The sequence below is a fragment of the Microbacterium abyssi genome (genome assembly GCF_015277895.1).
GTDB lineage: Bacteria > Actinomycetota > Actinomycetes > Actinomycetales > Microbacteriaceae > Microbacterium > Microbacterium abyssi.
Map to the genome: position 1 here is coordinate 2,924,277 of NZ_CP063815.1, position 22,782 is coordinate 2,947,058.

Here is a 22,782-nt window from a genome sequence, read left to right on the forward strand (position 1 = left end):
ACCTCTACGAAAGGCCCCCGATGACCAGCACTTCCGCCTCCGACTACATGGGTTTCGTCGGCGTCACCACCGGTTCGTCGTCGATCATGAAGGTGTTCCCGCTGTGGGCCGACATCCTGGCGCTGCCCACTCGCACGCTCGTGGGGCACGATCTGCCGATGGATGCCACGACCGAGCAGTACCGGGCGATGGTCGAGCAGATCCGCGACGACCCGCACCACCGCGGCGCTCTGGTCACCACGCACAAGATGAACGTTTACGCCGCGGCATCCGACCTGTTCGATGAGCTCGACCCGTTCGCGGAGTCGTGCTCGGAGATCTCCAGCATCGCCAAGCGCGGCTCGCGCCTGTCCGGCAGGGCGAAGGACCCGATCACGGTAGACCTCGCGCTGAACGACTTCCTGCCAGCCGACCACTTCGCACGCACCGGGGCCGAGGTCATCATCCTCGGCGCCGGCGGCTCGGGCACGGCGCTGAGCTGGGCCCTGTCCGAACGTGCGGATGCCCCCTCGAAGGTGACCGTGACCGCTCGCGACGACGCGAAGCTCGAGCACCTGCGCGAAGTCCATCGCCAGCACGGCACTCGTGACGGACTCATCGAGTACGTCCGCACCGACTCGGTCGAGGATGCCGCAGCACTGGTCGCCGCGGCGCCGCCCGGATCGCTCGTCGTCAACGCGACCGGGCTCGGCAAGGATCGCCCCGGCTCCCCGCTGCCCGACGACGTCGTCTTCCCCGAGGGCGCGTACGTATGGGAGTTCAACTACCGCGGCTCACTGGAGTTCCTCCACCAGGCCCGCGCGCAGGAGGCCGAGCGCGGCCTGCACGTGGTCGACGGCTGGCGCTACTTCATCCACGGCTGGTCGCAGGTCGTCGCCGACGTGTTCGAGCTGACGCTGACCCCGGAGATCGTCGAGCAGCTCGCGGAGGCCGCCGAGGGAGTGCGCTGATGATCCGCACCGTGCTCGGCGACGTCGCACCCCCAACACTCGGGCCGACGAACTATCATGAGCACCTCTTCCAGGCGACCCCGCTGCTGCCGGGCGACGAGCTCGACGATGAGGACGCCTCGAGCGCCGAAGCCGTTCTCCTTCGAGACAGCGGCTTCGCCGCGATGGTGGATGCCACGCCCTTCGGCCTCGGTCGTGACCCGGAGGCCGTCGCGCGCATCAGCGCGGCGACCGGCCTGCGCATCGTCGCCACGACCGGCCGGCACCGCGAGGCGCACTACGGCGACGACCACCCGATGCAGGTATGGAACGCCGAGCAGCTCGCCGAGCTGTTCATCGCCGATATCACCAGGGGGATGCCTGCCGACGACGCCGTGGTCTTCGAGAGCCCCGACGTGCCGATCGCCCGAGCGCCGCAGGGCCGTCCGGTGCGCGCCGGCATGCTCAAGGGCGGCATCGACTACTGGCGGATCAGCGCGTTCGAGCGGACGACGCTCGATGGCCTGGCTGCCGCGCACCGCGCGACGAACGCGCCGGTCATGGTGCACTTGGAGTTCTGCACGGCCGCGCACGAAGTCCTCGACCTGCTGGCGGCGGAAGGCGTGGCATCCGATCGGGTCGTCCTCGCGCACGCCGACCGCGACCCCGATCCGGCGCTGCACGCCTCGCTTGTGGAGCGTGGCGCCTACCTCGGGTACGACGGCTTCGCACGCCCCCGCACGCGATCCGATGCGGAGCTGCTCGCGCTTACAGAGCAGGTCGTGGAGCGCGTCGGCGCCGACCGCATCCTGCTCGGCGGGGACGTCGCCCGCCGCACCCGGTACATCTCCTACGGCGGCATGCCCGGCCTCGCCTACCTCGGCGAGCGCTACCTGCCGCGGCTGCGTTCGGCGATCGGCACGGATGCCGTGGAGCGGATGCTGGTCGCCAATCCCGCTCGGCTGCTCGACCTGGGGTGAGGGGACGCTTCGACTCGTCGCTCACCGCGTTTCGTCTCGCTCCGCTCGCTCAACGACCCGCGGATCAGATCCTGCAGGGAGTTGAGCGAGCCAACGACCAACGGCGTCAGATCCTGCGGGTCGTTGAGCGCAGGCGGCGGAGCCGCCGAAGACGAAACGGGCTGAGCGACCGAAGGGAGTCGAAGCCACCCCACAGCATCCGAACGACGAAGCGGCCCCTCACCCGAAGGTGAGCGGCCGCCCGCGTCAGAAGAGGATCACTCGTAGAGGACTGCGGCGATCTTCTCGTCTTCCATGTTGTCGGCGTCGTACCAGTACGAGCCGGTGTCGTAGAACTCCTCGACCGAGTCGCCGTTGGCCGCGTCGTACGCGGCCTGGACGACCTGCTCGCCGATGCCGATCGGGTCCTGCGTGATCGCGCCGGCCATGGTGCCGTCCTTGATCGCGTTGATCTGGGCTGCTCCCGAGTCGAAGCCGATGATCGTCAGCTTGCCCTTCTCGAGGTTGAGCTCGTTCGCCGCGTTCACGACGCCGATGGCCGAGCCCTCGTTGGTGCCGTAGATGCCCTTGAGGTCAGGGTGCGCGGCGATCATGGCCTTGGCGATGTCGGCGGACTTCAGGTGGTCGCCGTCGCCGTACTGGATGTCGACGATCTCGATGTCCGGGTAGTCCGACTCGATCTTCTCGACGAAGCCGTCACGACGCTCGACACCGGTGGAGTTGATCTGCGAGTGACCGACGATCGCTACCTCGCCCTCTCCGCCGATGAGCTCTGCCATGTGCTCGGCAGCCAGAGCGCCGGCGACCTTGCTGTCGGTGGCCGCGAGGCTGAGGCCCACGTCGCCGTTGCACGGAGCGTCGAAGTAGACGACCGGGATGTCCTGCGACTTCGCCTTCTCGAGCGGGGCGACGCATGCCTCTGGGTCGAGGGCTGCGTACGCGATGGCATCCGGGTTCTTGTCGATCGCCGCCGTCAGCATCTCGAGCTGCTGGGCGATCTCGGTCTCTGCGGCCGGGCCCTCGAAGGTGATCCGGACGCCGAGCTCTTCTGCCTTCTGCTCAGCGCCCTTCTTGACGGCCTGCCAGAACTGGTGCTGGAAGCCCTTCGAGACGAGGGCGATGTACATCTCGCCGTCGCCACTGCCACCGCCTGTGTCGCCACCCTCTTCGATGACGTCACCACCGCCGGCACAGCCGGCCATGACGAGAGCGGATGCGGCCACCAGGGCCGCGAATGCGGTCTTCTTGCCGAATTTCATGGAAACTCCATTGTTCGTGATGGGTACTGATCTGTGATGGGTGCCGGCCGGGGCCGACGATGTGGACAGGGAAGGGAACGATCAGGTTCGCTGGCGGTTGCGCAGCGAGTCGAGGAACACCGCGAGCAGGACGACGATGCCGACCACGACGTTCTGCCACTCGGTCTGGATCGACATGATGCGGAGGCCATTGACCAGCACGCTCATGATCAGCGCGCCGATCACAGTGCCGAGGATCGAGCCGCGGCCACCCAGCAGCGAGGTGCCGCCGATGATCACGGCCGCGATGGCCTGCAGCTCGTAGCCCATGCCGATCTGCGGTTGAGCCGAGTCGAGGCGGGAGGCGATGACGATGCCGGCGATGCCGGTGAAGGCACCGGCGAACATGTAGATGAAGATCGTCCAGCGGCGGGTGTTGACTCCGGACAGGCGCGTGGCCTCTTCGTTCGACCCGATCGCGAACGTGTAGCGACCCAGCAGAGTCTTCGACAGGACGATCGCGGCGATGATCGCGAGGACCGCCGTGATGAGGACCGCGTTCGGGATGCCGGGGATGATGACGCCGAGTGCGATCTTCTTGAAGTCCGGGGCGGACGACGAGAAGTAGATCGGCGCGACGTTGGAGACGACCAGGGCCAGACCGCCGGCGATCATCATCATCGCCAGCGTGGCGATGAAGGGAGGCAGGCGCAGGAACGTGACGTTGACACCGTTGATGAGTCCCATCAGCACACCGGTGCCGACGCCGCCGATGAGGCCCAGCCACACCGGCAGCCCCCAGTTCGTGATGAACACACCGGTCATGACGGCGCACAGCGCCATCCCGGTCCCGAGCGACAGATCGATGCCGCCGGTGATGATCACGAAGGTCGTGCCGAGGGCGAGGATGCCGATCACCGCAGTGGACAGCAGCACCGTGGCGATGTTGCTGAACGTGAAGAAGTTCGGGCTTGCGATGGCGAAGAAGATCACGAGGATCACGAGCGTGCCGAACGCCAGCGACTGCTGAACCTGACGTTTCAGGAAGCCGGCGACGTCGCGCTTGTCGGTGTCCTCATTGACGGCCTGCTGGATGACGGTCGTCGTCTCTCCGGACTGCTGTGGGGTGCTCATCAGTCTTCCTCCCCGTGGGCTGCGAGTTGCATGATCTTCTCCTGGCTGGCTTCTTCGTTGCGGAGCGTTCCGGTGATCCGGCCGTTCGCGAACACGACGATGCGGTTCGCGACGCGCAGGATCTCCGGGAGCTCCGACGAGATGACGATGATGGACTTTCCGGCGTCTGCGAGCTGCTGCATGAGCCGGTAGATCTCCTCCTTCGCACCGACGTCGATCCCTCGGGTCGGCTCATCGAAGATGAGGATGTCGCAGTCGCGCATCAGCCATCTGGCGATGACGACCTTCTGCTGATTCCCACCGGAGAGCAGCTTGACGATCTGTCCTACCGACGGGGTCTTCACCCGCAGCTGCTGCACGTACTGCTTGGTCTGGTTCTTGGCCTTGCCGTCGCCCATCCAGCCCAGTGCACCCGCGTAGCTGCTCAGCGAGGCGAGGACCGTGTTGAACGTGACGTCCTGTTCGAGCATGAGGCCGAGCTGCTTGCGGTCCTCGGAGAGGTATCCGACGCCGCGCTTGACAGCATCCTCGGGCTGATGGATCTTGGCGTCGCGACCGTTGATCCTGATGGTTCCGGCACTGCGAGGGTCGGCGCCGATGACGGCGCGAGCCGTCTCGGTGCGCCCCGCGCCCATCAGGCCCGCGAACCCGAGGATCTCTCCGCGGTGCAGCTGGAAGGAGACGTCCTTCAGCAGGACTCTGGTGGACAGGCCGTCCACATCGAGCACGATGGGAGCGTCCTGGTGATCGCGGGCGGCGGGGCGGGTGCCCTCGTCGATGACGCGGCCGACCATCATCTCGATGATCTTCGGGACGCTGATCTCGCTCTTCTCGAGCGATCCGATGTACTGCCCGTCGCGGAGCACGCTCACCCGGTCGGCGAGGCGGCGCAGCTCGTCCATGCGGTGCGAGATGTAGACGATTCCGGTGCCGTCCGCCTTGAGCTGCTCGATCAGGGTGAACAGCGTCTCGACCTCGCTGTCGGTCAGCGCGGAGGTCGGCTCGTCCATGATGAGCACCTTGGCGTTGAAGGACAGCGCCTTGGCGATCTCGACCATCTGCTGCTCGGCGACCGTGAGCTCGCCGACCTTCTGGCGCGGATCGAGCCGGATGTTCAGACGCTGCAGCAGTTCGGCGGTCTGCCTGTTGAGGCGACGCTCGGAGAGGAGGCCCGCAGAGGTGGGCTCGCGGCCGATGAAGATGTTCTGCGCGACGGTGAGGTCGGGCATCAGGTTGAGCTCCTGATGGATGATCGTGATGCCGAGCTGCTGGGCCTGGAGCGGGCTGGTCAGCTCCACCTCTTTGCCCTCGAACGTGATGGTGCCCTCGTCGCGGGTATAGATCCCGGAGAGGATCTTCATCAGAGTCGACTTGCCGGCGCCGTTCTCGCCCACGAGCACGAGCACCTCGCCGGCGCGCACCTCGAGGTGCACATCCTCGAGTGCCTGCACACCGGGGAAGCCCTTGCTGATGCCTTCCACCCGGAGGATGGGATCGCTCATGTGCTCACCTGCTTCCTTGAAGGGTCTTTCGGGTCGATTCCTTCGTGGAATCCATTTCAAACATCGGGTCAATTGTGCAGGCTCGATCGGCTCTGCGCAAGTTGTATCTAAATGTACCTAATGCGTTCTCCCCATGGTAGACCTGTAATAACAACTTTGTCACGGATGCGCTCGAACGCGCAGTGGAAGGGATCGAAATGCTCATCGGCGCGCACGGATTGGTCTTCACCGGCACCTTCGACGAGGCGGGCCTGCGGCGCGCCATCGAGGGGACGAAGAACGCCGGCTTCGACCTCATCGAGATTCCGCTGATGGATGCAGCGGGCTTCGACTCGGACCTCGCCGGCCGGATGCTGCGCGACAACGACCTCGCGGTGACGGCATCCCTCGGGCTGACGCCCGCCACCGATCTCACCAGCGACGACCCCGCTGTCGTCGCCGCCGGTGTCTCGACGCTGGAGCGCTGCCTCGACCACGTCGCGACCATGGGCGGCGACGTGCTGTGCGGCGTCATCTACTCGGCGATGGGCAAGTACATGACCCCGGTGAGCGCCGCAGGCGTTGCGAACAGTCGGGAGGCGATCTCCGGTCTCGCGGCGAAGGCCGCGGAGCGCGGCATCCGACTCTCGCTCGAAGTCGTCAACCGCTACGAGTCGAACGTCTTCAACACCGGACGCGGCGCTCTGGCCTTCCTCGACGACGTCGCGGAGGACGTCAGCGTTCACCTGGACACGTACCACATGAACATCGAGGAGTCGGACTTCTTCCAGCCGGTGCACGACGTCGCGAGGGCCGGCAAGCTCGGCTATGTGCACATCGGCGACAGCCACCGCGGATACCTCGGCACCGGCACGGTCGACTTCGCGACGTTCTTCCGCGCGCTGCACGACGTCGCCTACGACGGACCGGTCGTGTTCGAGTCGTTCTCGTCTGCCGTGGTGAGCGCCGAGCTCAGCAACACGCTGGGCATCTGGCGCAACCTGTGGCAGGACTCCGACGACCTCGCCGCGCACGCCAACCGCTACATCCGCGACGCGCTGCACGCCGTCGGGACCATCGACCTGCACTAGGCGGAGGCATGCCCGACGACGCCCTTGCGGAGCAGCGCGTTGCCGTACTTTCGGGTCTCGCCGGTGCGAACCATGAGGTAGGCGTGTTTCGCCACCTCGTAGTACGCGAAGCGCTCGACGAACCTCGTGGTCTCGAGGGTCGTGCCCGCGGCATCCATCAGCTCGCGCTGGACGTCCAGCACCTCGCCGTCAGCGGACTCCATGAGGTCGAGTCCCGGCGCGTCATCCAGCGGGACGACGGTGCGGATCGCGGCGAGCACCTCCGGCGTCGTCGTGCCGGGCAGATCGACCGCGCGCTCGCCCAGCGCCCACGCGGGAAAGTGCGCGTCGGCGATGACAACGGCATCCGAGTGGCCCATGCGGTCGAGGTGCAGCAGCAGCTCACCGGTCAGCAGCGGGTTGATTCCTTCGAGCATGGTTCCTCCTCGGTCGAGCGGCGTGTTCAGGTCGCACATTCTGCCGGTATACGCGTCTCATAACGACAACGATCGCGACCTGAACGCGTGGTCAGGTCCCAATCAGCTTCTCGGCGGCGAGTTCGGCCCAGAAATCCGCAGGAATCTCGACAGCCGCGAGTCCGGCGTTCTGCCGCACCTGCTCCGGGCGGGAGCTGCCGACCACGACCGATCGGGTGGCGGCATCCCGGAGCGGGAACTGGATCGCGGCCGCAGGCAGCGGCACGTCGTGGGCGCGGCACACGGCGACGATGCGCTGCAGCCGGTCCCAGATCTCGTCGGGCACGCCGCCGTACTCGTAGCGGCTGTCGCGGGTCGGCTCGACCTTCGCGAGCAGGCCGGAATTGAAGACGGATGCCGCGACCACACCGGTCCCGCGCTCATGGCAGACCGGCAGCACCTCTTCGGCGGCGGGCTGCTCGAGCAGCGTGTACCGGCCGGCGATCATGACCGCATCGAGGTCGGCCTCGCGCACCGACCGCGCGAGCGCCTCCGACACCATCGAGCCGACGCCGACCGCACCGACCGCACCCTCAGCGCGCAGCCGTTCGAGCGCGGGGAACGCCTCCGCAATCGCCAGGTCGAGATCGTGGCGCTCCGGGTCGTGCAGGTAGACGAGGTCGATCCGGTCGATCCCCAGTCGCTCGCGCGATTCGTCGAGCGAAGTTCGGATGCCGGCATCCGAGAAGTCCCACACCCGCTGCACATCGTCCGGGACGAAGAAGTCGTTGTCGGTGTCGAGACCGCCGGCGTACGCGGTGTTCGGGCGCAGCAGCCGTCCGGCTTTCGTCGACAGGAAGTACTCCTCGCGCGGCTTGGTCTGCAGGAACGCGCCGAGCCGCCGCTCCGACAGACCCAGCCCGTAGTGCGGCGCTGTGTCGAAGTAGCGGATGCCGGCATCCCACGCGGCATTCAGCACTGCCCAGGCCTCGTCATCCGTGAGCGCTCGGAAGAGATTGCCGACGTTCGCGGCGCCGTACCCGAGCGTCGGGATCTCCAGCTCAGTCCGTGACATGCGCACCCGTCCAGGCGTACTTCGCGATGCTCTCCGCCTTCATCTCCATGCTCGCACCGGCGGCGGTCGGCGCCATGTAGGAGCCGCCCCGGATGTCGGTGGGCACCACGAAGTGCTCGTGCAGGTGGTCGACGTATTCGATCAGGCGCCCCTCACGGGTTCCCGTGACGGCGACGAAGTCGAACATCGACAGGTGCTGCACGGCCTCGCAGAGGCCGACTCCGCCGGCATGCGGGCAGACCGGCACGCCGAACTTCGCCGCGAGCAGCAGGTTTGCGATGTTCTCGTTCACGCCGGCGACGCGCACGGCGTCGATCTGCATGACCTCGATCGCCTCCGCCTGCAGCAGCTGCTTGAAGATCATCCTGTTCTGCGCGTGCTCTCCGGTCGCGACCCGGATCGGCGCGACGCCGCGTGCGATCTCCGCGTGACCGAGGATGTCGTCCGGGCTGGTGGGCTCCTCGATCCAGGCCGGTTTGAACTCGGCGAGCGCGTTCACCCATTCGATCGCCTCCGACACCTCCCAGCGCTGGTTCGCGTCGATCGCGATCGGGAAGTCGGGCCCGAGGACCTCGCGGGCCTTGCGGAAGCGGCGGATGTCGTCGTCGAGGTCGGCACCGACCTTGAGCTTGATCTGCGTGAAGCCGTCAGCGAGCGCCTCGCGCGCGAGGCGCTCGAGCTTCTCGTCGGAGTAGCCGAGCCAGCCGGGGCTGGTCGTGTACCCCGGGTAGCCGGTGGCCAGCAGCTCGGCCTCGCGCTCTTCGCGTCCGGCCACGCCGGCGCGGAGGATCTCCAGCGCCTCCTCGCGGGTGAGCGCGTTGGTGAGGTACCGGAAGTCGACGAGGTCGACGATCTCCTCCGGCGTCATCCTCGAGAGCAGCTGCCAGAGCGGGAGTCCCGCGCGCTTGGCCTTGATGTCCCACAACGCGTTGATCACGGCGCCGATGGCCATGTGCATGACGCCCTTCTCCGGGCCCAGCCATCGCAGCTGCGAGTCGCCGATGATGTCGCGGAATGTGCCGCCCATGTCATCCAGCAGCGGTTCGATCTCGCGGTCGACGAGGTGACCGGCGAGCGCGTCGATCGCGGCGACCTGCACGTCGTTGCCGCGACCGATCGTGAACACGAAGGAGTGGCCGGCGATGTCGTCGGATGCGTCTGTGCGGATCACGACGTATGCCGCCGAGTAGTCCGGGTCTGGGTTCATCGCGTCGGAGCCGTCCAGGCTCAGAGACGTGGGAAAGCGGATGTCAGTCGTCTCAAGGGCGACGATGCGGCTCACAGCGGTCCTCTCCTGCGTGCAGCGAATCAATCTGCACGGATCCCTTGGAGTGTAAACATCGGATGTCTATACTGTCAATCAGACATGCCGCCTGATGGCGGCTCCCCAACGAGGTAGGAGAACCATGAAGTTCGCGCGGCTTGGCGCCCCTGGATCCGAGATTCCCGTCCTGATCGACGGCGACCGACACCTCGACCTCCGGCCTGTGACATCCGATGTCAACGGAGACTTCCTCGCCGGCGACTTCCGCACTCGCGTGGCCGAGGCGCTGGCAGCCGGAGAGCTTCCCGAACTCGAGAACGCTGCGGATCTGCGCATCGGCGCCCCGATCGCCCGGCCGAGCGCGGTGATCTGCATCGGCATGAACTACGCCGCGCACGCGGCGGAATCGGGTTCCGAGCCGCCGAAGATCCCGATCATCTTCCTGAAGACGCCGAACACCGTGGTCGGCCCGAATGACACCGTGACGATCCCCCGAGGCAGCGAGAAGACCGACTGGGAGGTCGAGCTCGGCATCGTCATCGGCGCCCGCGTCGCCTACCTCGACTCGCCGGACGAAGCCGACTCGCACATCGCCGGCTACGTCACCGCGAACGACGTCTCCGAGCGCGACTTCCAGATGGCGGTCTCGGGCGGACAGTGGTCGAAGGGCAAGATCGCGGCGGGCTTCAACCCGACGGGCCCTTGGCTCGTCACCCCGGACGAGGTCGACGCCGGAGCCCTCAACCTGCGGAGTTTCGTGAACGGCGAGCCCCGTCAGGACTCGAACACCTCGGACATGATCTTCGACGTGCGCACCATCGTGCACCACCTGTCGCAGTACGTGACTCTCGAGCCCGGCGACCTCATCCTCACCGGCACCCCGCAGGGCGTGGCGCTGTCGGGCAAGTACCCGTATCTCACCGATGGTGACGTCGTCGACATCGAGATCGACGGGCTCGGACACCAGCGCCAGAAGTTCGTCGCGTGGGAGTCGGCGAAGTGAGTGCACAGCTGGAAGGTCTCGTCGCGATCGTCACCGGCGGCGCATCCGGCATCGGTGCGGCCATCGCCGCACGGCTGCACGCCGACGGCGCGCAGATCGCCGTGCTCGACCGCGACACGTCCGGCGCCGACGAGCGCTTCGCCGCGTTCACGGCCGACGTCTCGGATCGCGCGAGCGTGGATGCCGCGGTCGCGGCGGTCGCGGAGAGGTTCGGCCGCATCGACATCGTCGTGAACAACGCAGGCATCGGCGCGGTCGGCGACATCAGCGTGAACGACGACGACGAGTGGGCCCGTGTGCTGTCCGTGAACGTAACCGGCATCGCGCGCGTGACTTCGGCCGCCCTGCCGTGGCTGCGCCGGTCGACTGCGGCGGCGGTGTGCAACACGGCATCCATCGCGTCGACGACGGGACTGCCGCAGCGCGCCCTGTACAGCGCGTCGAAGGGCGCCGTCTCTGCGCTCACCCGCGCGATGGCGGCGGACCATCTGCGCGAGGGCATCCGCGTGAACGCCGTGAACCCGGGCACTGCCGACACTCCGTGGGTCGGGCGTCTGCTCGGTCAGGCGGCCGATCCCGACGCGGAGCGCACGGCCCTCGAGGCCCGGCAGCCGCACGGCCGGCTGGTCAGCCCAGACGAGGTCGCGGCTGCCGTCGCGTATCTGGTGAGTCCCGCTGCCGGATCGACGACCGGCACGTTCATCGAGGTCGACGGAGGCATGGCGCAGCTGCGCCTGCGCGCGGAGTAGCCCCCGGGCGCAGGAACTCTCCGGTCGTTGAGCGGAGTCACCGGGATGCTGTCCCACGCGGGTCGTTGAGCGGAGTCGCGCAGCGACGCAGACGAAACGGGCTGAGCGAGGAGCCGGAGGCGACGAGTCGAAGCCTGGACCTCTGTCGTGGCTTCGACTCGCTTGCGCTCGCTCACGCCGTTTCGACTCGCTGACGCTCGCTCAACGACCCACGGGGAGGCTGCAACGTCCGCGGGGATACGCGACTCGGATCAGCCCGCGCGCGCTTCACCCATGGTCGCTACGCGAGTCCGTAGAAGCGCGCGGCGTTGTCCCACATGATCGCGTCGACGGCGAGATCGCGGGATGCCGCCCAGGACGCGACCGCGTCCGCCCACGCGCCGATCACATCAGGGTCGATGACTGCGCCGCGCGGGGAGGAGGTGACCGCTGAGACCGGCCAGTCGCTGCCGAACATCAGCCGATCCTCGCCGAACGCCGACAGCGCGACATCGAAGAACGGCTCCAGCTGGACGGGGCTCCAGTCACCGCCCGCCTCGGCCGGCAGGCCGGACAGTTTGCAGAACACCTGTTCGTGCGCGGCAACAGCGCGCAGAGCATCCGCCCATTCCGCAGACGGTGCGACCGGCGACCCCGCGGTCCCGACCTCGGGCTTTCCCAGGTGGTCGAGCACCATCCGCAGCCGCGGGAGATCGGCGGCGAGCGCGGCGACGTCGCGCAGCTGGGTCACGCCGCGCACACATGCATCGAAGGTCAGGTCTCGCTCCGCGAGCATCTGAGCGCCGGCGCGGAAAGCCTCGTCCCCGGCGAACCCGTCCGCCTCGCCCTGCAGCAGATGCCGGACGCCGACGACAAGCGGATGCTGCGCGACAGCATCCAGGTCTCGTTCCGTCTCAGCGCCGCGATCGAGCCGGACACCTGCGACGATGCCCTCGACGCCCGTGGTCGCGGCGATCGAGGCGACCCACTCGACCTCGTCGAAGAACTGCTCGGGCGCGCAATCGGCCTGCACGAAGACCGCCGCGTGCTCGTCTTCCGGCCTTCGCGCCGCCGCCACCTCCTCCGCGGCGAAGCGCGCGAGCAACGGTCCCTCCAGCCAGTCGTACGCCAGTCGGGACGGGTTCCACAGGTGCAGGTGTGAATCAAGAACACGCATACGACCATCCTGCCGCAGACATCCGACCAATGGCTAGAATGACGGTCATGGCTGTCACCGATGAGGCGATCGAGAAGATCAAGGCGATGATCGTGTCCGGAGAGCTCTCCCCCGGCGACCGCCTGCCGCCCGAGAAGGAGCTCGCCGAGCGGCTCGGACTCTCGCGCAATTCGATGCGCGAGGCGGTGAAGGCCCTCGAGGTCATCCGAGTGCTCGATGTGCGCCGCGGCGACGGCACGTACGTCACCAGCCTCGAGCCTCACCTGCTGCTCGAGGCGATCTCCTTCGTCGCCGACATGCACGACGACGACTCTCTCCTCGAGATCTTCGCCGTGCGGCGGATGCTGGAGTCCCAGGCCACCGGACTCGCTGCGACGCTGGGCACCGATGACGCCGTCGCCGCGCTCCACGCCGAGATCTCGTCCCTCGACGCCGACGTTACGATCGACGATCTCGTCGATCACGACATCCGCTTCCACCGTGAGATCGTGCGGATGGCCGGCAACACCTACCTCGCGAGCCTGATCGAGAGCCTCAGCGGCCAGACGGTGCGGGCCAGGGTGTGGCGTGGACTCACCGAGCAGGGCGCGGTCGAGCGGACGCTGTCCGAGCACCGTGCGATCGCCGACGCGATCGCACAGCACGATCCGAACCTGGCCACATCGCTCGCCACCGCGCACATCGCCGGCGTCGAGCGCTGGCTGCGTCAGGCCGCGACTGCCTGATCCGTGCTCGCGCTGCCGCCCGTCTACGCGCCGATGCGGCCCATCGCGGCCTCGAACTCCGCTGCCGAGCGGTCGCTGACCTCGTGGAACAGCAGTTCGTCGAGCACGTCCGGCGCGGCCGTGAAGTACGGCACGCCCGCCAGTCGCAGCGAGACGATGTCCTCCGCAGAGCGGAGGCTCGCAGCGAGCACGTTCGTCTCGCTGCCCGCACAGACCTCCTGCATCCTGGCGATCAGCGTGTCGCCGTCGACGCCCGCGTCGCGCAACCGGCCGAGGTACGGCGCGATGTACCGCGCGCCGATGCTCGCGGCGGCGAGCGCCTGACCGACCGAGTACACGGCCGTCACGAGAACGCTCACCCCGTCGGAGACGAGGGCGGATGCCGCGGCGAACCCCTCGGCCGTGGCGGGGACCTTAACGGCCACCCGGTCGCCGAGCGTGCGGATGGGCTCCGCATTGGCCAGCAGCTCCCGGCGCGACGCGCCCCAGGTCTGGAAGAAGATCTCCCGCGCGCCCTCGTCCTTCCAGCGGGCGTAGAGGTCAGGGATCTCGTCGGCACTGCGCCCGCCCCGCTCGAGGATCGTGGGGTTGGTCGTCACGCCGTGCACGACACCGGCGCGCAGCAGCCGGGAGACCCGATCGAGGTCGGCGCTGTCGACGTACAGGCGCGGAGCGGAGGCGGCAGCAGACATGGGAGTGCTCCTCGGGAACAAGAGGGGAGACGCAACCTGTCGTTACAGGTGCGGATTCGGCTAATGTAATGACAGGAACCGGCGAAGTCAAAGGAGCCCCATGCCCGCCTCCCCCACCGAAGGACGCACCGGCGTCGTCATCGTCGGAAGCGTCACGGCGGATGTGACGACCTTCTCCCAGCGCCTCCCCGCCAGGGGCGAGACCATCCTCGGCGATCAGTTCACGCTGTTCCTCGGCGGCAAGGGCGCGAACCAGGCGGTCGCTGCCGGACGCGCCGGCGCCCGCACCAGCTTCGTCGGCTGCGTCGGCGACGACCTGTTCCACGACCTCATCGTCGACGGCCTGACGGATGCCGGCGTGGACCTCGCGCACCTGCGCACCGTCCCCGGCCCGACCGGCATCGCCCACATCCGGGTGGATGCCTCGGCGCAGAACGACATCGTCATGGTTCCGCTCGCGAACGCCGAGCTCAGCACTGCGCAGATCGACGCGGCGCTGGACGACCTCGCCAGCACGGCATCCGTTCTGCTGACCCAGCTCGAGACGCCGTCGGCTCTCACCACGCACATCACGTCGCGCGGACAGGAACTCGGCTTCACCGTCATCCTCGACCCGGCCCCCGCCGCTCCCCTGCCCGCCGACGTGTGGGGCAGCATCGACATCGTCACGCCGAACGAGACGGAGGCCTCGGTGCTCAGCGGCATCGAGGTGACGGATGCCGCAAGCGCCGAACAGGCCGGACGCTGGTTCCTCGACCAGGGCGTCGGCGCCGCCGTCATCACCCTCGCCGCGCAGGGCTCCTGCGTCGTGACGCCGGAGGGCAGCACCATCGTCACGCCGATGCCTGTGGAGGCCGTCGACACCACCGCCGCAGGCGACGCGTACGCCGGGTACCTCGGCGCCGCGCTCGCGAACGGTGCGACGCTGACCGATGCCGTCCGCGTGGCCACCGCCGCCGGGGCCCTCACCGTCACGAAGCACGGTGCCTCTCCGAGCCTTCCCGTCCGCGCCGATGTCGACGCCTTCCTCGCCCAGCGCGGCGACGGCACCCTGCATAACGACAGCGCCGCGCGCGCATCCTGATCAGGAGCCACCATGCGAAAGACCTCGACGACGATCAACCCCGCGCTCTCGCGCGTGATCAGTGAGACCGGGCACACGGATCTCATCGTGGTGACCGATGCCGGTCTCCCCATTCCGCCCGGCTCCGAGCGGATCGACCTCGCCTATCGCCCGGGCGCCCCTGCGTTCTTCGACGTGCTCGACACTGTGCTCGCCGAGATGGTGGTCGAGGGCGCGACCGTGTCGGCGGAGGTCGCCGACCACAGCCCCGAGGTGCTGGCGCAGTTGCGCGACCGGCTCCCCGGCATCGAGATCGAGCTCGTGCCGCACGTGGAGTTCAAGAAGCGCACGCACGGAGCCCGCGCGTTCGTCCGCTCGGGCGAGTTCACGCCGTACGCCAACGTCATCCTGCACGCAGGGGTGGCGTACTAGATGTCCGCCCAGCGCGGCGCCGATGCGATCGACCGGCACTCCGCAGCGCCGATGTACGACCAGTTGCGCCAGCTCATCATCGACGGTATCGAACGCGACGGCCTCCAGCCCGGCGATCCGCTCCCCGGCGAGCACCGGCTGTGCGAGCGCTACGGCATCTCCCGCACGGTGGTGCGGCAGGCGCTCGCCCAGCTCGAGCACGAGGGCATGGTGGAGCGGGTCAAGGGCAAGGGCACGTTCGTGTCTCGCCCGCGGACGAGCGAGTCGCTGGTGCACACCCTGATCGGCCTGTACGACGATGTCGAGCGGCGCGGCGGTCACGTGCACAGCGACATCCTGCGCCATGAGCGCGAGGATGCCGACCCCGAGGTCGCCGCCGCTCTCGAGGTGCCCATCGGCTCTCCCGTGATCGCCCTCGAGCGGCTCCGGCACGTGGACGGCGAACCGTGGTCGCTGTCGACGACCTGGATGCCGGAAGCCGTCGGCGCCGTCACCCTCGGGGTCGACCTGTCCGAGGCATCCCTCTACCGGCTGCTCGCCGACCACGGCATCCAGGCCACGGACGGCGTGCGCTCCGCCGAGGCGACCGTCGCGACTCACGATCACGCTCAGCACCTGGGCGTCAGCGCGGGGTCGGCGCTGCTGCGCCTGCGCAGCGTCAGCCGAGATGCGTCCGGAATTCCGATCGAGTACTTCGTCGCGCTGCACCGCGGTGACCGCTCGAGATTCGAGTTCCGGCTGCGACAGGAGCAGTCCCAGGCGTCGCTTCTGCATGTCGATGGCACCGGTGGCACGTCCAGGGCGGGTACAGTCTCTGTCTGAGGTGACCACGCGCCTCGGAGAGGACGACGATGGTCGACGCTGATCCCACTTCCGGCCGGGCGCCCGGCAACGAGCGCGATGACGCCGAGACGGATTCTCCGCCGCCGCTGGCAGATCTGACCGACCGCCCCTCCCCGGCACCCGGTCCGCTCACCAAGCCCGCACCGGTGGTGCGTCCGCCCAGGCAGCGGGCACGCTGGATCGTCCCGGTCACCGTGGTCCTGGTACTGGCCGCCGTGGCCGCCGGGATCATCGTGTGGCAGGCGGCGCAGTCCGGCATCGCATGACGTCCTGGACCAGCAACGCGATCGCCCTGCTGGAGGCCGACGCCAATCGCAGCGCCGACACGCACCTGCACGTGTTCCCGCTGCCCGCCGAGTGGGGCATCGATCTCTACCTGAAGGACGAGTCGGTGCATCCGACCGGCTCCCTCAAGCATCGCCTCGCCCGCTCGCTCGTCCTATACGGACTGGTGAACGGGCGCATCCGCGAGAACACCACCCTCGTCGAAGCATCCAGCGGATCGACGGCGGTGTCGGAGGCGTACTTCGCCCGGATGCTGGGACTCGACTTCATCACCGTCGTGCCGCGCTCCACCAGCCCGGAGAAGATCGAGCTCATCGAGTTCTACGGCGGACGCTGCCATTACGTGGACCGCGCACCGGACATGTACGGCGAGGCCGAGCGGCTCGCGTCCGAGTGCGGCGGGCACTACCTCGACCAGTTCACGTACGCCGAGCGCGCGACCGATTGGCGCGGCAACAACAACATCGCCGAGAGCGTTTTCAGCCAGCTCGAACGGGAGCGGCATCCGATCCCGGAGTGGATTGTCGTCGGCGCCGGCACCGGCGGCACCAGCGCGACCTTCGGCCGGTACGTTCGCTACCGCCAGCATCCGACCCGCATCGCCGTCGTCGATCCGGAGGGGTCGGCGTTCTACGGCGGCTGGAGCACGGGCGCTGCGGACTACACGACCGGCACGCCCAGCCGCATAGAGGGCATCGGGCGGCCGCGGGTCGAGCCGTCGTTCGTTCCGAGCGTGATCGACGAGATGCTGCAGATCCCGGATGCCGCGTCGGTGGCCGCCATCCGGCTGCTGAAGGAGCGCACGCTGCACTGGGCGGGCGGGTCGACCGGCACCAACCTGGTCGGCGCGTTCCAGCTCATCGCCCGGATGCGCGCTGCCGGCCGGACGGGCAGCGTCGTGACGCTGATCTGCGACGGCGGTGCTCGCTATGCCGGCACGTACTACTCCGATGAGTGGGTCGCGACGCAGAGCTGGGATCTCGCCCCGCACCGCGACCGGATGGAGCGCTTCCTGGAAACCGGCGTCTGGTTCCCCTGACCCGAGTGGGCGGGCGCCGGGCTACGCTGGCCGCATGACCACTCTGATCCTCACCGTCGCCGGATCCGACCGCCCCGGCCTCGTCGCCGCCGTCGCCGACATCGTGGACGCCCACGGCGGCAACTGGGAGAGCAGCCAGCTCGCCGAGCTCGCGGGCGTCTTCGCCGGAGTCATCCAGGTGTCGGTCGCATCAGAGCGGGAGGGCGACCTGCAGGATGCCCTGCGCGCGCTCGACGGACTGCTGACAGTCTCGGTGCACACCGGCGCGGATGCCGTGACCGCCGCCGAGCAGCCCATCACCCTGCAAGTGCTCGGCAACGACCGGCCCGGCATCGTGCGCGAGGTCTCGACCGTGCTGCGCGCGCACGAGCTCAGCATCCAGGACATGACCACCGAGACGCGGGATGCCGCGATGGCCGGCGGCCGGTTGTTCGAGGCATCAGTGGCGGCCACGGTGCCGGCATCCGCCGATCTGGCGGCGCTCCGCGCCGACCTGGAGCGGCTCACTGCCGAGCTCCAGGTCGACATCACGCTGGAGTGAGGGTGGCGAGGCTTCGACTCCCTTCGGTCGCTCAGCCCGTTTCGTCTCCTCGCTGCGCTCGTCGCTCAACGACCCGTACAGAAGTTGCGGGTCGTTGAGCGAGCGAAGCGAGACGAAACGGCTTGAGCGAGGAGCGCAGCGACGAGTCGAAAGCCCTCGCTCCGCCCGGCGCTCAGGCCAACCGTGTCTTCGGCGAGACCGAATAGGTGTGCTCGGCGTCGCGGTTGACCGTGCCGCCGAGCGCCTCATCGATCGCCGCGAGCGTGTCGGCGTCGAGTCCGACGCCCGAGGCCTTGACCGTGTCGGCGAGCTGCTCGGGCCGGGATGCTCCGACCAGCGCCGCCGCGACGTTGGGGTTCTGCAGCACCCACGCGATCGCGAGCTGCGGCATCGTCAGCCCTGCCTGCTCGGCGATCGGCTTCAGCCGCTGCACGGCCGTCAGCACCTCGTCATTCAGGAAGCGCTGGATGAAGTGCGCACCACTCTTCTCATCCGTCGCACGCGATCCCTCCGGCACCGGCTGCCCGGGCAGGTACTTGCCGCTCAGCACGCCCTGCGCCATCGGCGACCACACGATCTGCGAGATGCCGAGCTCTTCGGATGCCGGCACCACCTTGCCCTCGATGGCTCGGTGCAGCATCGAGTACTCCGGCTGGTTCGAGATGAGCTGCACGCCCAGCTGCTTCGCCAGCGCGTGCCCCTCGCGCAGCTGCTCTGCGGTCCATTCGCTGACGCCGATGTACAGCGCCTTGCCCTGACGAACCACATCGGCGAACGCCTGGAAGGTCTCCTCCAGCGGTGTCTCGTAGTCGAAGCGGTGCGCCTGGTACAGGTCGACGTAGTCGGTGCCGAGGCGCTTCAGCGAGCCGTTGATCGACTCGAGGATGTGCTTGCGGGACAGTCCGGTGTCGTTCGGGCCCTTGGGTCCGGTCGGGAAGTACACCTTGGTGAAGATCTCGAGGCTCTCGCGTCGCTGGCCCTCGAGCGCCTTGCCGAGGATGACCTCGGCCGCCGTGTTGGCGTAGGTGTCGGCGGTATCGAACGTGGTGATGCCGGCGTCGAGCGCCGCGTGCACGGTCCGAACCGCGGCGTCGTCTTCGACTTGGGATGCGTGGGTGACCCAGTTGCCGTAGGTGATCTCCGAGACCTTGAGGCCGCTGTTTCCGAGGTAGCGATAGTTGACCATGGGTCCACGCTACGGCCTTCAGGCAGGAGCGGGCTCGTATCGCGATCCGATCGCTGTGCTGACGGCGAGGACGATGACGGCCACAGCGGCGAGAGCGCTGATCGCGTAGAGCGGGAGGTGCCCTGCCGAGTAGCTTCGACCGGAGATCATGAACGTGTCGGCGAGCGCCATACCGGGTCCGAACGATGCCATGAAGTACGCGGGCGCGCCGAGCACCAGCAACGCGAGCGGACCGGCCGCAGCCACGATCGGTGGGGCCTTCGTCGCGATGCACACCCATGCCGCAGCGACCGCGAGAACCACGCCGATTCCGAGGATCCCGAGGACCCAGGCCATGCTGAACATCTGGCCGGCTTCGGCGATCGCGGCATAAATCTCATCGAGACTGCTCCCGGGCACTGCGGCGAGCGGATTCACCACAAGCACGTGCACCGCTCCCCACACGGCGTATGCGGCGACAGCGAGCGCGCCGATGATCGAGATGAGGAAGGTGCCCCGCCGCGATGAGGTCATACCGCGATTCTAGGCAGGGCAGCAGAGCCATGCTGTATGAGTCATGCCGGTGCTGAGCACTGAGAATCGGCACAACGTATACAGCATCCGGCGCGTCCGCGCCGAGACGCTACACAGAGACCGACTCCCGCAGGTCGGCGCGCGTCACCGGCTGAGTGGGGACGTCGCTGGTCGATCCGCCGGGATCGGACGCAGGGTCGGATGCCGCGGCATCCGCCGTCGTGACGATCGACGCCCTGTCGCGGAATCCCTCTGCCGTCACCCTGTCGAGGTCGACCTGCTTGCGGATCGCGTACGCCTTCTCGTACAGCGACGGGTCGCCGTAGCTCGTGAGCACCTTCACGATCACGGGCAGGAGCTCGATCATGAAGAACAGCGCCGCGATGAGCCAGTGCGCCCACCAGATGGTCGGCTCTTTCTCGGCCAGGCGGTTCAGCCCGCTGATCTGGCTGAGCAGCCCGACCGCTCCGGCGTTGCCCTCCGCGACGGAGTCCGCGCGCGCGTTGTAGGCGTCGAGCGCCTGCTGATACGTGTCGCGCGCGGCCGGCAGCTGGTCGTTGGCCTGCTGCCGGTTGGCGGTCTCGGAGGTGGCGGTGTTCTCCTTCGCAGACGTCTCGGCGGCGGCGAGGTCGTCGTTCGCGGTGCGCAGCTGGGCCGCGAGCGCGTCGTAGGTCTGCTGTGCCTGCGCGAGCTGAGCCTCCGCGGCGTCGGAGCTCGAGCCCTCGCCGTTGACGCCCGTGCAGCCGGGCACCTCTCCCGCGCCCTCGCCGGTCAGCTCGCACTGGTACAGCGCCCGCGCGGAGTCGATCACCTTCTGCTGCTCGGCCATCTTCGCCGTGATGTCGTCGACGGTGCTCTGCGCGGCAGAGGTCGATGCCGACCCGGACTCGGTGTCGGCGACGATGCCGGTGGCCGCCTGGTTCTCGAGGGTCGCGACGCGCTCGGATGCGGCATCCAGCGCCTTCCGCTCGGGGCCGCTCTCCAGAGCATCCTGATCCGACTGCGCCTGCACGATGTTCGTCGCGGCGACCTCGCGGGAGATGTCATTGTGGAACACCTGCAGTACGAGCGGCTCGGCCACGAGGAATCCGATCAGCATGGCCATCGCGACGCGGGGCAGCGCGAGGCCGATCAGCTTCCAGATGCTGCGCGTCGACGTCATGGTCGAGGTGAGGAAGCGGTCGAGGTTGAAGATGACCGCCGCCCAGATGATCGCGAGCGGCACCGCGATCCAGATGGCCGCCTGCACACCCGTGGTGAGGGCGAAGAGCATCGAGATCGCCGAGACCAGGGCGGTGCCGGCGAGCACGAAGAACATCTGCACGAAACGCGGCGTCTCGCCCGGAACACGGTCGAGCACTTCGCCGTCGGCTCCTCCGAGGATCGCCATGGTGCGCATGCGCGACCCGGGCGTGCGCGGCTTCTTCACACGAGCCGATGCCGTCGGTGCCGTGCCCGTCGACTGGTTGGCGGTCGGCCGGCTGGCGGTCGGCTCGCTGGCGGTCGACTGGCTGCCGACCGGCTCGTAATCGCGCAGGAAGTCGATGTCGTCATCGTCGACCGAGCCGTTCGGGGCGTCGGTGTCGAATGAGATCTTGCCGTCAGAACCCATGCGGCCGTCACGATGTGCGGAATAGGACATCCCTAGAGACTAAGAAACTCCGCCTGTGGGACAGCCGGAAGGCGCCTGAGAGCGGCGCCCCAGGAAGCTCGAGTCACAGCGCGGCCGCAGCCGCTTCATCTTCCGTCGTGGCCACGAGCTGGCCGCAGGCGCCGTCGATCTCCTTGCCGCGGGTGTCGCGGAGGGTGGTCGGGATGCCGGCGTCGTTGAGACGGCGGACGAACTCGGCCGTGACGTCCTTCTCGGACGCGGTCCACACCGACTCCGGGGTCGGGTTCAGCGGGATCGGGTTGACGTGCACCCAGCCGCGGCCGCGCTGGTTGAGCTTCTCCGCCAGCAGGTCGGCGCGCCAGGCGTGGTCGTTCATGTCCTTGATGAGCGCGTACTCGATCGAGACGCGGCGGCCGGTCTTCTCGTAGTACTCGCGTGCGGCATCCAGCGCCTCGTCGACCTTCCAGCGCGAGTTCACCGGGATGAGCTCGTCACGCAGGTGGTCGTCCGGCGCATGCAGCGACAGCGCGAAGGTGACCGGGATGTTCTCGTCGGCGAGCTTCCTGATCGCCGGCACCAGTCCGACCGTCGACACGGTGATGCCGCGGGCGCTCATGCCGAGTCCGTCGGGCTGAGGGGCGACCATGATGCGCACGGCATCCATCACCCGCTTGTAGTTCGCGAGCGGCTCTCCCATGCCCATGAAGACGATGTTCGAGACGCGCTCCATGCTGTGATCGTCGGCCTTCTTGCCGCCCAGGCCGCCCTCGGCGATGAGGCGGTTGGCGCGGACGATCTGCTCGATGATCTCGGCGGTCGACATGTTGCGGGTCAGCCCCGCCTGGCCGGTGGCGCAGAACGGGCAGTTCATGCCGCAGCCGGCCTGGCTCGACACGCACAGCGTGATGCGGCCGGGGTAGCGCATGAGCACCGACTCGACGAGCGCGCCGTCGTGCAGTCGCCACAGGAACTTGATCGTGTCGCCGCGATCGGTCTCGAGACGACGCACCTCGGTGAGCAGCGGCGGCAGCATCCCGGCTACCAGCTCCTCGCGCTGCGAGGCAGGGAGGTCCGTCATCTCGGCCGCGTCGGACGTGTAGTGCGTGAAGTAGTGGGTCGAGAGCTGCTTCGCGCGGAAGCCGGGAAGCCCCAGCTCCTTGACCTTCTCGGTGCGCTCGGCGGGCGTGAGGTCGGCGAGGTGCACCGGCGGCTTGCCGCGCTTCGGGCTCGCGAACTGCAGCAGCGGGCGGCCCGACTCGTCCGTCTTCTGGGTCCAGCCCTCGGTCCGCGGGCGCACCTGCGGTTTTGCGGGACCCGTCGAGCGGATGCGGGAGTTCTCGGTCATACCCTCCAGGG

General features: G+C 68.2%; 24 protein-coding genes. 12 read left to right on the forward strand and 12 right to left on the reverse strand.

The features are described 5' to 3' along the window. The first annotated feature begins 20 nt into the window (after positions 1–20). On the forward strand, positions 21–950 hold the full coding sequence (locus tag IM776_RS14075) for a shikimate dehydrogenase family protein (protein WP_194420704.1): 930 nt from the start codon (positions 21–23) through the stop codon (positions 948–950). Then, on the forward strand, positions 950–1,909 hold the full coding sequence (locus tag IM776_RS14080) for a phosphotriesterase family protein (protein WP_194420705.1): 960 nt from the start codon (positions 950–952) through the stop codon (positions 1,907–1,909). The genes IM776_RS14075 and IM776_RS14080 overlap by 1 nt, the downstream gene beginning before the upstream one ends. 257 nt (positions 1,910–2,166) lie before the next feature. On the opposite strand, the gene IM776_RS14085 is transcribed toward IM776_RS14080, so the two are convergent. The 3 genes from IM776_RS14085 to IM776_RS14095 all read right to left on the reverse strand — a co-directional run bounded on the left by IM776_RS14085 (position 2,167) and on the right by IM776_RS14095 (position 5,783). After that, positions 2,167–3,168: an ABC transporter substrate-binding protein gene (locus tag IM776_RS14085; RefSeq protein ID WP_194420706.1), complete on the reverse strand. Its 1,002-nt coding sequence runs from the start codon at positions 3,166–3,168 to the stop codon at positions 2,167–2,169. 81 nt (positions 3,169–3,249) lie between these two features. Beyond that, positions 3,250–4,281 (reverse strand): ABC transporter permease, encoded by a 1,032-nt coding sequence (locus IM776_RS14090; protein ID WP_194420707.1) that lies wholly within the window; start codon positions 4,279–4,281, stop codon positions 3,250–3,252. After that, complete coding sequence (locus IM776_RS14095) at positions 4,281–5,783, reverse strand: sugar ABC transporter ATP-binding protein (RefSeq protein ID WP_194420708.1); 1,503 nt, start codon at positions 5,781–5,783, stop codon at positions 4,281–4,283. The genes IM776_RS14090 and IM776_RS14095 overlap by 1 nt, the downstream gene beginning before the upstream one ends. A gap of 197 nt (positions 5,784–5,980) precedes the next feature. Here IM776_RS14095 and IM776_RS14100 point away from each other — a divergent pair, with 197 nt between their 5' ends. Continuing rightward, positions 5,981–6,853, forward strand: a complete 873-nt coding sequence (locus IM776_RS14100; RefSeq protein WP_194420709.1) for a sugar phosphate isomerase/epimerase family protein — start codon at positions 5,981–5,983, stop codon at positions 6,851–6,853. Here IM776_RS14100 and IM776_RS14105 read toward each other — a convergent pair. The 3 genes from IM776_RS14105 to IM776_RS14115 form a co-directional block, all read right to left on the reverse strand. After that, complete coding sequence (locus tag IM776_RS14105; RefSeq protein ID WP_194420710.1) at positions 6,850–7,269, reverse strand: RbsD/FucU family protein; 420 nt, start codon at positions 7,267–7,269, stop codon at positions 6,850–6,852. The genes IM776_RS14100 and IM776_RS14105 overlap by 4 nt on opposite strands. 91 nt (positions 7,270–7,360) lie before the next feature. Continuing rightward, complete coding sequence (locus IM776_RS14110; protein ID WP_194420711.1) at positions 7,361–8,323, reverse strand: aldo/keto reductase; 963 nt, start codon at positions 8,321–8,323, stop codon at positions 7,361–7,363. Next, positions 8,310–9,605: an L-fuconate dehydratase gene (locus tag IM776_RS14115; protein ID WP_194420712.1), complete on the reverse strand. Its 1,296-nt coding sequence runs from the start codon at positions 9,603–9,605 to the stop codon at positions 8,310–8,312. Before IM776_RS14115 ends, IM776_RS14110 begins: the two co-directional genes overlap by 14 nt. 124 nt (positions 9,606–9,729) lie before the next feature. Between IM776_RS14115 and IM776_RS14120 the strand changes: the two genes are divergently transcribed. Continuing rightward, a complete protein-coding gene (locus IM776_RS14120; protein ID WP_194420713.1) occupies positions 9,730–10,590 on the forward strand; it encodes a fumarylacetoacetate hydrolase family protein in 861 nt (286 codons plus the stop codon). After that, on the forward strand, positions 10,587–11,339 hold the full coding sequence (locus tag IM776_RS14125; protein ID WP_194420714.1) for an SDR family NAD(P)-dependent oxidoreductase: 753 nt from the start codon (positions 10,587–10,589) through the stop codon (positions 11,337–11,339). The genes IM776_RS14120 and IM776_RS14125 overlap by 4 nt, the downstream gene beginning before the upstream one ends. Before the next feature lie 280 nt (positions 11,340–11,619). Here the strand turns inward: IM776_RS14125 and IM776_RS14130 are convergent, their stop codons facing one another. Then, entirely contained in the window at positions 11,620–12,495 is an 876-nt protein-coding gene (locus tag IM776_RS14130) for an amidohydrolase family protein (protein WP_194420715.1), read from the reverse strand. Between the two features lie 47 nt (positions 12,496–12,542). Between IM776_RS14130 and IM776_RS14135 the strand changes: the two genes are divergently transcribed. Then, complete coding sequence (locus IM776_RS14135) at positions 12,543–13,220, forward strand: FadR/GntR family transcriptional regulator (RefSeq protein ID WP_194420716.1); 678 nt, start codon at positions 12,543–12,545, stop codon at positions 13,218–13,220. 23 nt (positions 13,221–13,243) lie between these two features. Here IM776_RS14135 and IM776_RS14140 read toward each other — a convergent pair whose 3' ends face one another. Then, a complete protein-coding gene (locus tag IM776_RS14140) occupies positions 13,244–13,912 on the reverse strand; it encodes a transaldolase family protein (protein WP_194420717.1) in 669 nt (222 codons plus the stop codon). A gap of 100 nt (positions 13,913–14,012) precedes the next feature. Between IM776_RS14140 and IM776_RS14145 the strand changes: the two genes are divergently transcribed. Genes IM776_RS14145 through IM776_RS14170 form a run of 6 tightly spaced genes read left to right on the forward strand, consistent with a single transcriptional unit; the run spans position 14,013 to position 18,115 of the window. Then, positions 14,013–14,996, forward strand: coding sequence for a ribokinase (locus IM776_RS14145; protein WP_194420718.1), 984 nt, complete (start codon positions 14,013–14,015; stop codon positions 14,994–14,996). A gap of 12 nt (positions 14,997–15,008) precedes the next feature. Next, positions 15,009–15,407, forward strand: a complete 399-nt coding sequence (rbsD, locus tag IM776_RS14150; RefSeq protein WP_194420719.1) for a D-ribose pyranase — start codon at positions 15,009–15,011, stop codon at positions 15,405–15,407. Then, positions 15,408–16,229 (forward strand): GntR family transcriptional regulator, encoded by an 822-nt coding sequence (locus IM776_RS14155; protein WP_194420720.1) that lies wholly within the window; start codon positions 15,408–15,410, stop codon positions 16,227–16,229. 29 nt (positions 16,230–16,258) lie between these two features. Next, positions 16,259–16,516, forward strand: coding sequence for a hypothetical protein (locus IM776_RS14160; protein WP_194420721.1), 258 nt, complete (start codon positions 16,259–16,261; stop codon positions 16,514–16,516). After that, entirely contained in the window at positions 16,513–17,574 is a 1,062-nt protein-coding gene (gene cds1 / locus IM776_RS14165; protein ID WP_194420722.1) for an L-cysteine desulfhydrase Cds1, read from the forward strand. The genes IM776_RS14160 and cds1 overlap by 4 nt, the downstream gene beginning before the upstream one ends. Positions 17,575–17,608: 34 nt before the next feature. After that, positions 17,609–18,115: a glycine cleavage system transcriptional repressor gene (locus tag IM776_RS14170; RefSeq protein WP_194420723.1), complete on the forward strand. Its 507-nt coding sequence runs from the start codon at positions 17,609–17,611 to the stop codon at positions 18,113–18,115. A gap of 172 nt (positions 18,116–18,287) precedes the next feature. Here IM776_RS14170 and IM776_RS14175 read toward each other — a convergent pair whose 3' ends face one another. The 4 genes from IM776_RS14175 to rlmN form a co-directional block, all read right to left on the reverse strand. Continuing rightward, on the reverse strand, positions 18,288–19,301 hold the full coding sequence (locus IM776_RS14175) for an aldo/keto reductase family protein (protein ID WP_194420724.1): 1,014 nt from the start codon (positions 19,299–19,301) through the stop codon (positions 18,288–18,290). 18 nt (positions 19,302–19,319) lie between these two features. Further along, a complete protein-coding gene (locus IM776_RS14180) occupies positions 19,320–19,814 on the reverse strand; it encodes a hypothetical protein (RefSeq protein ID WP_194420725.1) in 495 nt (164 codons plus the stop codon). Positions 19,815–19,923: 109 nt separating this feature from the next. After that, complete coding sequence (locus IM776_RS14185; protein WP_194420726.1) at positions 19,924–21,456, reverse strand: DUF4407 domain-containing protein; 1,533 nt, start codon at positions 21,454–21,456, stop codon at positions 19,924–19,926. Positions 21,457–21,529: 73 nt separating this feature from the next. Next, positions 21,530–22,771 (reverse strand): dual-specificity RNA methyltransferase RlmN, encoded by a 1,242-nt coding sequence (gene rlmN / locus IM776_RS14190; RefSeq protein WP_194420727.1) that lies wholly within the window; start codon positions 22,769–22,771, stop codon positions 21,530–21,532. Between the last annotated feature and the right edge of the window lie 11 nt (positions 22,772–22,782).